This is a genomic window from Nonomuraea sp. NPDC050227, from assembly GCF_044459705.1.
GTDB lineage: Bacteria > Actinomycetota > Actinomycetes > Streptosporangiales > Streptosporangiaceae > Nonomuraea.
This window is the reverse complement of record NZ_JBITJF010000004.1, coordinates 569408-580760: the sequence shown is the minus strand read 5'-3', so window position 1 is coordinate 580760 and position 11353 is coordinate 569408. Positions and strand designations below refer to the sequence as shown.

At 70.8% G+C, this 11353-nt stretch carries 14 protein-coding genes; 9 read left to right on the top strand and 5 right to left on the bottom strand.

Annotation, left to right across the window (positions count from 1 at the left end; genetic code table 11):
* Positions 1–14 precede the first annotated feature (14 nt).
* Entirely contained in the window at positions 15–1463 is a 1449-nt protein-coding gene (locus ACIBK9_RS19665) for a non-reducing end alpha-L-arabinofuranosidase family hydrolase (protein WP_397159919.1), read from the top strand.
* Positions 1464–1551: 88 nt separating this feature from the next.
* Here ACIBK9_RS19665 and ACIBK9_RS19660 read toward each other — a convergent pair whose 3' ends face one another.
* Complete coding sequence (locus ACIBK9_RS19660) at positions 1552–2079, bottom strand: hypothetical protein (RefSeq protein WP_397159918.1); 528 nt, start codon at positions 2077–2079, stop codon at positions 1552–1554.
* Between the two features lie 284 nt (positions 2080–2363).
* Between ACIBK9_RS19660 and ACIBK9_RS19655 the strand changes: the two genes are divergently transcribed.
* Positions 2364–2696 (top strand): STAS domain-containing protein, encoded by a 333-nt coding sequence (locus tag ACIBK9_RS19655; protein WP_397159917.1) that lies wholly within the window; start codon positions 2364–2366, stop codon positions 2694–2696.
* An 89-nt stretch (positions 2697–2785) separates the two neighbouring features.
* Here the strand turns inward: ACIBK9_RS19655 and ACIBK9_RS19650 are convergent, their stop codons facing one another.
* Positions 2786–3931, bottom strand: coding sequence for an alpha/beta hydrolase (locus tag ACIBK9_RS19650; protein WP_397159915.1), 1146 nt, complete (start codon positions 3929–3931; stop codon positions 2786–2788).
* A 151-nt stretch (positions 3932–4082) separates the two neighbouring features.
* Between ACIBK9_RS19650 and ACIBK9_RS19645 the strand changes: the two genes are divergently transcribed.
* A complete protein-coding gene (locus tag ACIBK9_RS19645) occupies positions 4083–4952 on the top strand; it encodes a LysR family transcriptional regulator (protein ID WP_397160187.1) in 870 nt (289 codons plus the stop codon).
* Between the two features lie 10 nt (positions 4953–4962).
* On the opposite strand, the gene ACIBK9_RS19640 is transcribed toward ACIBK9_RS19645, so the two are convergent.
* The 3 genes from ACIBK9_RS19640 to ACIBK9_RS19630 form a co-directional block, all read right to left on the bottom strand.
* Positions 4963–6378: an OmpA family protein gene (locus ACIBK9_RS19640; RefSeq protein ID WP_397159913.1), complete on the bottom strand. Its 1416-nt coding sequence runs from the start codon at positions 6376–6378 to the stop codon at positions 4963–4965.
* Positions 6379–6643: 265 nt separating this feature from the next.
* The gene (locus tag ACIBK9_RS19635; RefSeq protein WP_397159911.1) at positions 6644–7300 is read right to left on the bottom strand and encodes a CBS domain-containing protein; all 657 of its coding nucleotides are present in this window, start codon (positions 7298–7300) and stop codon (positions 6644–6646) included.
* A gap of 190 nt (positions 7301–7490) precedes the next feature.
* Positions 7491–8018, bottom strand: a complete 528-nt coding sequence (locus tag ACIBK9_RS19630) for a hypothetical protein (protein WP_397159909.1) — start codon at positions 8016–8018, stop codon at positions 7491–7493.
* A 364-nt stretch (positions 8019–8382) separates the two neighbouring features.
* On the opposite strand from ACIBK9_RS19630, the gene ACIBK9_RS19625 reads away from it, so the two are divergent.
* The 6 genes from ACIBK9_RS19625 to ACIBK9_RS19600 are packed head-to-tail and all read left to right on the top strand — an operon-like array spanning position 8383 to position 11285.
* On the top strand, positions 8383–9132 hold the full coding sequence (locus ACIBK9_RS19625; protein WP_358302737.1) for a hypothetical protein: 750 nt from the start codon (positions 8383–8385) through the stop codon (positions 9130–9132).
* Between the two features lies 1 nt (position 9133).
* Positions 9134–9643, top strand: coding sequence for a hypothetical protein (locus tag ACIBK9_RS19620; RefSeq protein ID WP_397159907.1), 510 nt, complete (start codon positions 9134–9136; stop codon positions 9641–9643).
* A complete protein-coding gene (locus ACIBK9_RS19615; RefSeq protein WP_397159905.1) occupies positions 9640–10152 on the top strand; it encodes a hypothetical protein in 513 nt (170 codons plus the stop codon). Before ACIBK9_RS19620 ends, ACIBK9_RS19615 begins: the two co-directional genes overlap by 4 nt.
* Positions 10153–10161: 9 nt before the next feature.
* Entirely contained in the window at positions 10162–10335 is a 174-nt protein-coding gene (locus ACIBK9_RS19610; RefSeq protein ID WP_352328893.1) for a hypothetical protein, read from the top strand.
* Positions 10336–10353: 18 nt separating this feature from the next.
* Positions 10354–10896 carry a hypothetical protein gene (locus tag ACIBK9_RS19605; RefSeq protein WP_397159903.1) on the top strand — a complete coding sequence of 181 codons (543 nt, stop codon included), beginning with the start codon at positions 10354–10356 and terminating at the stop codon, positions 10894–10896.
* Positions 10893–11285 carry a MauE/DoxX family redox-associated membrane protein gene (locus ACIBK9_RS19600; protein ID WP_387676384.1) on the top strand — a complete coding sequence of 131 codons (393 nt, stop codon included), beginning with the start codon at positions 10893–10895 and terminating at the stop codon, positions 11283–11285. The genes ACIBK9_RS19605 and ACIBK9_RS19600 overlap by 4 nt, the downstream gene beginning before the upstream one ends.
* Positions 11286–11353 lie beyond the last annotated feature (68 nt).

Sequence of the window (11353 nt, the reverse complement as noted above, 5' to 3'; positions counted from 1 at the left end):
CGGCATCGGAGCACATGGTGAAACTCAGTCCCCTGACCGTCCTCGCGACGGTGGCCGCGTTACTGGCGAGCCTGCTGGTCGCCGTCCAGCCCGCCGACGCGGCCACCGTCGACACCAACGCCTGGTACGTCCTGGTCAACCGCAACAGCGGCAAGGCCCTGGACGTCTACAACCTGTCCACCGCCGACGGCGGCCGCATCACCCAATGGACCAGGAACAACCAGAACCAGCAGCAATGGCAGTTCGTCGACTCAGGCGGCGGCTACTACCGCATCAAATCCCGCCACTCCGGCAAGGTCCTGGACGTCTACAACTTCTCCACCGCCAACGGCGGCCCCATCGTCCAATGGACCGACCTCAACGGCGCCAACCAGCAATGGAAACTCACCGACAGCCCCGACGGCTACGTCAGACTCATCTCCCGCCACAGCAACAAGGCCCTGGAGGTCCAAGGAGCCTCCACCGCCGACGGCGCCAACATCGTCCAGTACGACGACTGGGGCGGCGCCAACCAGCAATGGCAACTCGTACGGACGGACGGTGGCAACCCCGGCATGTGTGACCTCCCCTCGACCTACCGCTGGACCTCGACCGGCCCGCTGGCGACCCCGAAGGCGGGCTGGGTCTCGCTCAAGGACTTCACCGTCGCCCCCTACAACGGGCGGCATCTGGTCTACGCCACGACCCACGACACCGGGACGAAGTGGGGGTCGATGAGCTTCAGCCCGCTCGCCAACTGGTCCGACATGGCCTCGGCCACACAGAACACGATGTCCTTCTCCGCCGTCGCCCCCACGCTCTTCTTCTTCGCCCCCAAGAACGTCTGGGTGCTCGCCTACCAGTGGGGCGGGCCCGCCTTCTCGTACCGGACCTCCACCGACCCCGCCAACCCCAACAGCTGGTCGGCGCCGCAGACGCTCTTCTCCGGCAGCATCTCGGGGTCCGGGACGGGCCCCATCGACCAGACGGTCATCGGCGACAACACTGACATGTACCTGTTCTTCGCCGGGGACAACGGCAAGATCTACCGGGCGAGCATGCCCATCGGGAACTTCCCCGGCAGTTTCGGCACGGCCTCGACCGTGGTCATGAGCGACACGACGAACAACCTGTTCGAAGCCGTCCAGGTCTACAAGCTCCAGGGCCAGAACCGGTACCTGATGATCGTCGAGGCGATCGGCGCGCAGGGCCGCTACTTCCGCTCGTTCACCGCCACCAGCCTGAACGGTTCCTGGACGCCCCAGGCCGCGACCGAGGGCAACCCGTTCGCCGGCAAGGCCAACAGCGGCGCCACCTGGACGAACGACATCAGCCACGGCGAGCTGGTCCGCACCGGCGCCGACCAGACCATGACCGTCGACCCGTGCAACCTGCAACTCCTCTACCAGGGCCGCAGCCCCAGCTCGGGCGGCGACTACGGCCTCCTGCCCTACCGGCCGGGGGTGCTGACACTGCAGCGCTGACGCCGTGAGCCGGTGACCCTCGCGGCTCCCACCTGAAATGCCACGGGCCCACCCCTCCGCCGAGGGGTGGGCCCGTGACGGGTCCGAGCTACCTGAGCCAGGCGTTGCGGCGGACGATCGGCAGGTTGCCCAGCCCGAGCGTGCCGCCCGCGCCGGTCATGGCCAGGCCGATCAGGACGATGGCGTAGACGATGTGCTCGTCCAGGAACGGGTTGTTGGCCAGCGGAAGCTCGGCGGCCCACATCAGGGTCAGCATGAGCGTGCCGGCGACCGCCGCGATCCGGGTGCCCACGCCCAGCACCAGCGCCAGGCCGATGCCGGCCAGGCCGGCCATGAACAGCCAGTCCACCCACGCCTGACCGGCCAGGGCCGAGAACAGGCCGCCCAGCGCGTTCTCGCCGGTGCCCTTGAGGAAGCCCGTCGTCGGGCTGCCGCCCGCGATCCACGCCTTGCCCGCCGGGGTCGCGAACCCCCACCCGAACGTCTTGTCCAGGAACGCCCACAGGAAGATCCAGCCGATCGCGATCCGGGCGACGGCCCAGACGTAGTCGACCGGGGTACGCGCCGCCTGCACGGGGGCGACGTCCATCACGGGCCGGTTGATGGTGGTGGCCATGGCGGGCCTCCCTTTCGGTGGGGGGTGTACGTCCTTGTCTCACCCCCATTCCACTGCGGGCGTCCGCTCCCGGTCAGTGTCGTACGCCCCTCGCTGGAAGGACCTTGGTCCTCAGGGCCGTCCGTTCCGTGGCCGCCCGGCCGGGCCCGGTCCTTCGGCTGCCGGAGGTGGGACTTTGGGCCCTATCCCGGTGGCCGGCGTTCTCGTAGCTTCGCTTCGGGGGCATCGTGCTTCCGCTGACGAACGCCGGCCACCGGCCGCCCGCCGAAGGTAAGGAGACGGACATGGTTTCTCAGGCGCGGCCTGGCACGGGCAGGCGGGCGGTGCTGAAGGTCGCCGGCGACCTGGACCTGGCCACGCAGGCGGGGTTCCGCGCCCGGATCGCCGCCGCCCTCGCCGAGCAGGGCACGCGTCTCGTCCTCGACCTCAGCGGGGTGACCTTCATGGACGCCCGCGGGCTGGCCGCGCTGGTGGCCGCGCGCGACCTGGCGGCCGCCCGCCACGGCAGCCTCCGGCTGACGGGGGTGACGCCGGCCGTCCTGCGATTGCTGGAGGTGACCCGGCTCGACCGGACGTTCTCCCCGGTCTCCCTCGCGGACGTCCGCCCCGCCGCGTGAACGGCGCTCAGCTCCAGATCGCCGCTATCGCAGGCCCGTGAGCAGGGCGTCGGCGAGGAAGCCCGCGTCCGCCTCCGGCTGGATCAGGGCTAAGGCTGCGGGGTCCGCTGCTGCGATCTCACCCGGGCGGTGAAGGCCTCGATGGCGTCCACGAGCGCCTCGAAGCGGACCGAGTGGTACAGGTCGAAGGCGTGGTTGCCGCCACGCAACTCGGCGTAGACGACGGGGGCGGCCGACGTACGGCGGAGCTGGTCGGCGAAGTGCCTGGCCTCGGCCACCGGCACCAGCGGGTCCAGATCGCCGTGGGCCACGAAGAACGGCGGCGCGTCCGCGGTGACGTGGGCCAGCGGCGCGGACAGCGGGTTCCCGTCGAAGTAGGCGCCGTACCAGCCGTTCAGGTAGACGGCGCCGGTCACGGAGGTGTCGGCGTGCTCGAAGCCCGGCTGGTAGGCGGGGTCGTTGGGGGTGAGCGCGGCCAGCGCCGCCATGTGCCCGCCCGCCGAGCTGCCCGCGACGAACAGCGTCGAGGGGTCGGCGCCGTACTCGTGGCCGTGCTCGCGCACCCAGGCGATGACCTTCTTGAGGTCGATCAGGTGGTCCGGGTGCTGGGACTGGGGCCGCAGCCGGTAGTTGGCGCTGACGCACACCCAGCCCTGGGAGGCGAGCCGGTAGAGCAACGGCAGCGACTGGCTGTTCTTGTGGCCGCTGTCGTAGTGGCCGCCGTGCAGGTGGATCATGACGGGCGCGCCCTGCGGACGCGAGCGGTGGTGGTAGACGTCGAGCAGGTTGCGCCGGCCTGCTTCGCCGTAGGAGAGATCGGCCACCCGGCGGACGTCCGCGCGGCGCTTGAGGATGGGCAGGAACAGGATGCGACCCCACGGCGGACGACGGCGCAGCCCGGCGGCGAGGTCGGCGTCGATGGCGGCGCGCCAGCCCGCGCCCAGGCCGGCGTCCATCGCGCGCCAGATCCTGGCCCGTTCCCCCAGGCCGCGGTAGGCGATGACGGTGAGCCCGATCGTCGTCACGGCGGCCAGGGCGACGACGGCCCAGCCGCCCGCCGTGTGGATGTCACCCTCGGCGAACGCCAGCGCCGTCGGGGCCAGCAGCAGCCAGAAGAAGGCCGCGAACGGCAGTTCGTTGGCGGCCAGCCCGAAGAAGTAGCTCACCCGGCCGAGCGCGCTCCACCCCGGCAGCGGCCGCAGCGCGAACAGCGTCCCGATCGCGACGAGTGCCACAGGGATCAGATATCCGACGGGCACCGAACCTCCAAAGCCGCACGTCCTTCGAACGCGCCAAGCCTCTCCCACCCGGCCGCCTCGCATCTACGACGAATCCGGTAACGTCCTTTAACCCTGAGATGAAGAATGCGGAGGCTCGCCCGTGGAGATGCGGGAGATCGAGATCTTCCTGACGCTGGCCGAGGAGCTGCACTTCAGCCGTACGGCCGAGCGGCTGGGGATCAGCCCCGCCCGCGTCAGTCAATCGATCAAGAAGCAGGAGCGGCGCATCGGCGCGCCCCTGTTCGACCGCACCACCCGAGCGGTCCGCCTGTCCCCGCTCGGTGAGCAGCTGTACCAGGCGCTCAAGAGCGGCCACCGGCAGATCACGCAGGGGATCGCGACCGCTCAGGCCACCGCCGACGGCACCGCGGGCACCCTGACCCTCGGCACGGTCGGCCCGCTCTCCACGCAGATCAAGGACGTTCTCGACCTGTTCCTCGCCCGCCACCCGAACGCCCGGCTCCAGCACCGCGAGATCCAGCCCGCCTCTCCGCTGGACCTGCTGAAGTCGGGCGAGGTGGACGTGGCGCACCTGTGGCTGCCGATCCGCGAGCCCGACCTGACCGTCAGACCGACCTCGCACGCCTCCGACGTGGTGTTGATGGTCTCCGCCGACCACCCCTACGCGGGACGAGACTCCATCTGCCTGGAGGACCTCGGCGACTGCACCGTGGTCGAGGGCCAGTCGATCCCCTCCTGCATGGAGGAGATCTTCAACCCCTACCACACCCCTTCCGGCCGTCCCGTCCGCCGCGGGCACAAGGTCACCACCTGGCAGGAGACCCTCAGCGCCGTCGCCACGGGTCAGGCCACCGCCGGGGTCACCGCCGAGGCCGCGGCCTTCTACCCCTGGCCCAGCCTCGCCTTCGTCCCGATCCGCGACGCTCCGCCGTGCCGGTGGACGTTCGCCTGGCGTACGGCGGCCGAGACGCCGCTCATTCGCGCCTTCGCCCGAGCAGCGGCCGACGCCTCATGAAGGAGCGAGCTCAGGACAGCGGCACCTGCAAGGGGCGCCAGGTGGCCACCTTGACGGTCAGCGCGTCAGCCTGGGCGGGCAGGGCGTACAGCGACCAGAACTCCTTCGTCTCCCCCGCCTCGAAGCTCGTCGCCGACAGTGCCACCCCGGAGGTGTTCGTGCACGCGCAGTACGTGCCCGGTTCCTCGCCCTTTGCCACGATCACGCGGGCCGGGCGGTACAGGCGGCGCGCGGCGGGGTCGCTCACCTGGATGTTCGTCGCCGCGTGGTGCTTGAAGGCGTTCCAGTCGTCGGCCCAGCTGAGGTCGTGGTACCACGCCTCGGCGTCACCCCGGTTGGTGATCGTGTAGCGGAGCAGCCCCAGGTCACCGGGCATCCGGCGGAAGGACGTCACCTTCAGGTCGAAGGGCACCCCCTTCGCGCGCACGGTCGCCGTCGTCCCCTCGCCCTCGGGCAGCGGGGACGCGGTGGTGCCGGCGGCCGGCACGTCAGTCGGCGCGGGCTTGGCGAACGTGATCGTCACCCGGCGGTTGCGGCGCCGTCCCTCGTCGGAGCTGTTGCTGTACAGCGGACGGCGGGAGCCGTATCCGCGGGCCCTGAACGTCACCTGGTCGCGCGTGACCAGAGGCATGAGGGCCCGGCGCACCGCCTCCGCGCGGCGGCGGGACAGCGGCTCGTTGACGGCGTCGGTGCCGGAGGAGTCGGCGTGGCCGTCGACCTCGATCGTCGGGTCCGCGGACGTGTCGATGAGCTTGGCCGCCTTGGCCAGCACCGTGCGGGCGCGCGGCGTGAGCGTCGCCTTGTTCAGCGCGAACAGCACGTCGGAGGAGAGGCTGACCCTGAGGTCGGCGCCGTCGTCGGTCGTCTCCTCGGTGCGGTCGAGCGACTGGGACGGCGTCTCGATGAGGTGGCTGACGGTCTCGACCTGGGACGCGTCAGGGTCGGGCAGTCGCTGACCGGGCGGCGGCACGGGCGGGTCGTCGCTGATCGGGACGTCGACCATCGGCGGGCCGATCGGTGTGACGATCGTCGTGGTCGCCGGGTTGCCGGACGGCGCGGGCAGCACGGCGTAGACCGTCAGCGACTCGCCGGGGTCGATGATCGCTTCGAGGTCGTCGCGGTCGGGGTCGCTGCACAGGCATTCGCCGTCGGCGGGCTTGTAGGGCAGGAGCCATCGATGGGCCGGGGCGTCGAGCACCGCGATGCCGGCGGGCCCGCGCCACTTGAGCGGCCGCATCGGGTCGGCGAGCGGCGCCTGCCAGTGCAGCGGCTTGCCGGTGCCGGCGGACAGGCGCAACTGCACGATCAGGTGCTTGCCGCCGACGCGGTTGAGCCCGACGAGTTCGGCCTTGTAGTTCGGCTCGACGGTCCCCTGGACGGTGGCCAGCGCGGGCCGGGTGTCGCCGCCGCCGGACGTCGCGCTCACACTCGCGGAGGGCGAAGGAGCGCCGGCCGAAGGCGCGGGAGGCGGTGCGGTGGTCCCGCTCGCCGAGGGCGCGAGCGGTGGTTGACCGCATCCGGCAGCCGTCAAGGCGAGGGCGGCCAGAGCCATGATCCGGATACGCATGCCGGGCATTGTGCCATGACCACCTCAAAGGCGATCAGTCAAGGACATCGTGGACGGACGCCCGCTCCTCGCCGAGCGCCCCCATCGCGCAGCCCGGTCACGGGTGGCGCAGCGCTCCCCCGCTCTACCGCCGCGGCGGAACACTGACCAGGTCGTCGTGGTCGGCGGTCACCTCGCCGGTGACGTCGACGACGCCCTCGACGGCGCGCACGGCCTCCACCGCCGCGATCGCCTGCGACCGGCGTTCCACGCGCCCGCCGAGCTTCACCACACCCTGCTCGATCTCCACGGAGATCGCCCCGGACGCCGGGAGCACGGCCCGGACCTCGGCCTCCAGCTCCGCCCGCGGACGGGCGAAGACGCGCAGCACGTCGCGCTGGTGCAGGGTGCCGACGATGCGCCCGCTCGCCGGGTCGATCACCGGGAGCTGCTTGATGCGCCGGTCGTGCATGATCCGGGCCGCCTCGCGCACGGAGGTGCCCGGCGTGACGCTGATCGCCGGGGTGGACATGAGCCGGCCCGCGGTGACGGCCGTCGCCCGGTGGTGCTCGTCCCGCCGGCGGTGGGGTTCGTACATCGACACGCTGTGCCGTACCGGGTCGATCTCCTTGAGCAGCAGGTCGTCCTCGGAGACCACGCCCACCGGGCGCCGGTCGGCGTCTATCACGGTGACCGCGCCCACCGCGTACCGTTTCATCGCGTTGAGGACGTCGGCGAACGACGCGTCCGCCAGCACGGCGATGGCCACCCGGCCCATGACGTCCTTGACCTCGATCGACATGGTGTACCTCCTTGCCCTTCTCTCTCCATCCTGCTCCTGTCCGGACCGGTCCACGCAGGAGCGAACGTCCCGGGCGGCGGGGCCGAAGGCACTCACGTGACGGGGCTTTCGTCCCTGCGCGCCCGGCACGGCCCACGGTGACGGCGGAACGCCCACCCCGGGGTGCGGGGTGGGCGTCCGCGTCCGGGCACTACCTGAGCCAGGCGTTGCGGCGGACGATCGGCAGGTTGCCCAGCCCGAGCGTGGCGCCCGCGCCGGTCATGGCCAGGCCGATCAGGACGATGGCGTAGACGATGTGCTCGTCCAGGAACGGGTTGTTGGCCAGCGGAAGCTCGGCGGCCCACATCAGGGCCAGCATGAGCGTGCCGGCGACCGCCGCGATCCGGGTGCCCACGCCCAGCACCAGCGCCAGGCCGATGCCGGCCAGGCCGGCCATGAACAGCCAGTCCACCCACGCCTGTCCGGCCAGAGTCGAGAACAGGCCGCCCAGCGCGTTCTCGCCGGTGCCCTTGAGGAAGCCCGTCGTCGGGCTGCCGCCCGCGATCCACGCCTTGCCCGCCGGGGTCGCGAACCCCCACCCGAACGTCTTGTCCAGGAACGCCCACAGGAAGATCCAGCCGATCGCGATCCGGGCGACGGCCCAGACGTAGTCGACCGGACGGCGGCCGGCGGCGGTGATGCTCGGGTAGGTGACGGGCCTGTCGATCGTGGCGGCCATGACGATCCCCTTTCAGCGATGGTTCGTCGTTCTCTTCCGCGCCTCCATCGCACCGTTTTCCGCGCGCCGCGGGCAGTGTCCTACGACCGTCGGTCGAAGGACCTTGGTCCTCACCGCCGTGCCGCCGCGGTGGTCGCGACCCCGTCTTCGGTGCATCGCCCAGGCGCCGCCGCCACACCCCGTAAATGACGAAAATATGGCCATTTACCGACGCCGAAGTGACCGGGCCGTAATGGCACCTTTCTCCCGAATTTTCCCACGGAAAAACGTGTGGATCTTGTGTCTTGACCTGGGTGATGGCGCGTGTAAGGCTTCGAGCCAAATGATCTAGCGCCCGCGATCTGCCACGAAAGGCTGGGGCTTAATGGCGCATTTATCCTCTCTTCGTACCGTCAAGAATTCTCTCCTCCAACTGGAGGTCGAGGACGCCGAGGCCGCCTCGCTGGCCTCCTGGACCGGCCACGTCCGCTACACCCCGAAATACGGGTCGCGGAAGACCACCGCGGAAACCTGGGGGCTCGAACTCGCTCCCCTGTCCTCCCTCACGGCAGGCGTCAACTCGGTCCGCGGACGCGAACGAGAGCGCTTCTCCCTGGCGGGCGGCGAGGTCGTCGTCTACGACTGCGAGGACCCGTCCGACGCCAGGTGGGCCGCCTGGCTCGGCCCCTGGCACATGGCCCACGGGCTCTTCTACTCCCCCGAGTGGGAGTCGGCCGACATCGTCGACATGTTCAGCCGCGTGACGTGGCAGGACACCCCCGAGGGCATGATGGCCGACGGCGGCAAGCGGTTCGACGTCTCCATGGAGCTCTACGCGATCTCGATCGCGGGTGTCGGCACCATGACGGTCGAGCCGAAGCAGGCGGGGATCAACCGCATCCCCAAGTGGCGGGGCTACGGGGCGCCCTCGGGCGAGCTGTGGCGGCTGCCCGCGCCCCCGTCCGACTCGGTGGCCCCCTTCCTGCTGGTCACCGACACCGCCATCGTCACGCTGCATCCCTGGAACGCCCCGAGCTACAACAAGGCGGGCGTGGCGGCCCGCTCGGGCGCGGGCACCCCGGAGACCGCGGCCGACTTCCTGAACAAGGTCAAGCGCGTCGAGTGGCGGGCCTGACGTGGAACCGCTGACCGCGGTGGTCATCATCCTGGCCGTCCTGGTCGCTCTGCTGTTCGCGGCGGGGGCCGGACTCTACCGGCGGGTACGCGAGCTGGAACTGGCCACCTACAACGGGGTCGGCGTGCGCTTCGCCGCGGCCGGGTCCGAGGCCCAGGCGAACGGGCTGGGCGTGCCCGGCGCCACGACCATGGTCATCAAGGTCAACCGTCGCTGCCCCATCTGCGACGACGTCCTGCGCGCCGCCGCCGGGATGGCGCCCGGCCTGCCCTCGGACCTGTCGTTCACCGTGTTGTCGGACGACCCCGGGTTCGACAAGTCCCTGCCCGATTCCATCCGGGTGATCAAGGACCCGGCGATCTGGCGCGCGGCGAGCGTGCCCTACAGCCCGGCCCTGCTCGTCGTGGACGAGAACGGCGTCGTGGTGTTCACGGCTCCGGTGGGGTCGGGAGAGGCGCTCACGGAGATCGTCGACCGAGCGGTCGCGAACAGAAAGGGAGTGAAGCTGTGAAGGCCGAGAAGCGGACCTCGATACTCGATCAGATACCCAGCGCCGAGGAGATGCCCGCGCAGGCGTTGCCGACGCGGGTGGGCGCCACGCGCGAGGGCTGGAGCAGGCGGCGCGTGCTCGGCATCGCCACCGGCGCCGCCGTGGCGACCGGGCTCGGCGTCCTCGACCTGCTGCCCTGGTCGAAGCCGCGCGGCGCGACGGCCGCCGCCTACACCGCGTGGGAGACCTGCCACGGCTTCGCCGACGCCGGTTCCGTCTGCGTGCCGTCCTCCGCGCTCTACTCGGGCAACTGCTCCGGCTCCTGGCACCGCAACGACGGCGCGTCCGGCACCTGCTACAACCTCCGCTACACCCACAACCCCTCCAGCTGTGACGGCAACAACGCCTGGAAGTGGTACGGCGGCGGCACCACCAGCACCCGCCGCATGTGCTCCGACGGCTGGTACGAGTACCACGACTGCGGCGGCGGCAACGTCTCCCGCTTCTCCATCTGCCGTACGGCGATCTGACCCGAGTCCATGAGCGACTCCGCCACCAGAAAATCCGTCCGCCTGCTGGTGCCCGGACTGGCACTGATCGCGGCGGCGGAGGCCCTGGTGCTGTGTTCGAGGGTTGCGGGCGCGGACACGAAGGGCTTCACCTGGCTGGTGGCCGCCCTCGTCGCCGGCTTCTCCCTCTCGGGCTCCGTTTGAAGCCTGAACAGCGCCTGGGTGCTGTCCTCGTCGGTCCGGCGGGGTGCTGATGTCGCCGGCTTCATCGCCGGATTGTTCGTGGGAGCGGGCGCCGTCACGTTCGTGCTGGTGGTCGTCGGCTCCGTGCTGCGGGCTCCGTTCCCCGCAGTGGTTCTGCAGATCATGGTCGCCGCGGCTGCGGTGATCTTCCTGCTGCGCGAGCTGGACGTGTTGTCCTTCCCGTTGCTCCAGAACGCGCGGCTCGTGCCGCAGTTCGTCACCAGGATCCCCTTCTGGGGCGCCGTGCAGTTCGGCGCCGAGATGGGCACGGGGATGCGCACGTACTCGCCGACAGGGCTGCCGCACATCATGGCGGTGGCGATCCTGTTCCTGGCGTCCTGGCAGGAGGCGCTCCTGGCGGGCGCCGGCTTCGCGGCGGCGCGGGCGATGATGCTCCTGACCTTCGCCCTCGCGCGGGACCGGATGGAGGCGGACACGGCGTTCTATTTCACACTGCCGAAGATGAAGGTCCTGTTCGTCGTGCTCGCGGCGCCCGTGGTGGCGATGCTGGTGATCGGATGATCGCCCTCGTCGCCCGCTACGGGCTGGGTCTCGTCCTGGTGCTGGCGGTGCTCGGGAAGGCGCGCGACCTCGGCGCCTTCCGGAGCGGCCTGGCGGCCTTCGGGCTCCATGGACGGGTGGCCCGGGCGGGCGCCTTCACGGTGGTGACCGTGGAGGCGCTCGTCGCCCTCGCCGCCTTCTCCCCCGTCGCCGGCGACGTGCTGGTGGGGGTGGCCGGGACGTGTCTGGGCCTGTCGTTCACGGTGGCGCAGACGTATCTTCTGGTCATGGGCGAGCAGGCGGCTCCCTGCCTGTGTTTCGGCGCCGCGGAGCGGGCCTCGGCCCGCACGTTCGGCCGGGCGGCGCTGGTCCTGCTGATGGGGCTGGCGCTGTGGGGCGCCGCGGTCTGAGAACCGGCCAGGCCCTCCGCCGGCCTCGTCGGGTGTTGCAAGTGAGGCGTCCACGACGGAGGGTTGGG

What these genes read in the sequence shown, in the direction of transcription:
- ACIBK9_RS19645 (WP_397160187.1), top strand. Translation starts at nt 4,083, where the DNA reads ATGCGGGAGATCGAGATCTTCCTGACGCTGGCCGAGGAGCTGCACTTC.
- ACIBK9_RS19655 (WP_397159917.1), top strand. Translation starts at nt 2,364, where the DNA reads ATGGTTTCTCAGGCGCGGCCTGGCACGGGCAGGCGGGCGGTGCTGAAG.
- ACIBK9_RS19600 (WP_387676384.1), top strand. Translation starts at nt 10,893, where the DNA reads ATGATCGCCCTCGTCGCCCGCTACGGGCTGGGTCTCGTCCTGGTGCTG.
- ACIBK9_RS19660 (WP_397159918.1), bottom strand. Translation starts at nt 2,079, where the DNA reads ATGGCCACCACCATCAACCGGCCCGTGATGGACGTCGCCCCCGTGCAG.
- ACIBK9_RS19665 (WP_397159919.1), top strand. Translation starts at nt 15, where the DNA reads ATGGTGAAACTCAGTCCCCTGACCGTCCTCGCGACGGTGGCCGCGTTA.
- ACIBK9_RS19630 (WP_397159909.1), bottom strand. Translation starts at nt 8,018, where the DNA reads ATGGCCGCCACGATCGACAGGCCCGTCACCTACCCGAGCATCACCGCC.
- ACIBK9_RS19635 (WP_397159911.1), bottom strand. Translation starts at nt 7,300, where the DNA reads ATGTCGATCGAGGTCAAGGACGTCATGGGCCGGGTGGCCATCGCCGTG.
- ACIBK9_RS19625 (WP_358302737.1), top strand. Translation starts at nt 8,383, where the DNA reads ATGGCGCATTTATCCTCTCTTCGTACCGTCAAGAATTCTCTCCTCCAA.
- ACIBK9_RS19610 (WP_352328893.1), top strand. Translation starts at nt 10,162, where the DNA reads ATGAGCGACTCCGCCACCAGAAAATCCGTCCGCCTGCTGGTGCCCGGA.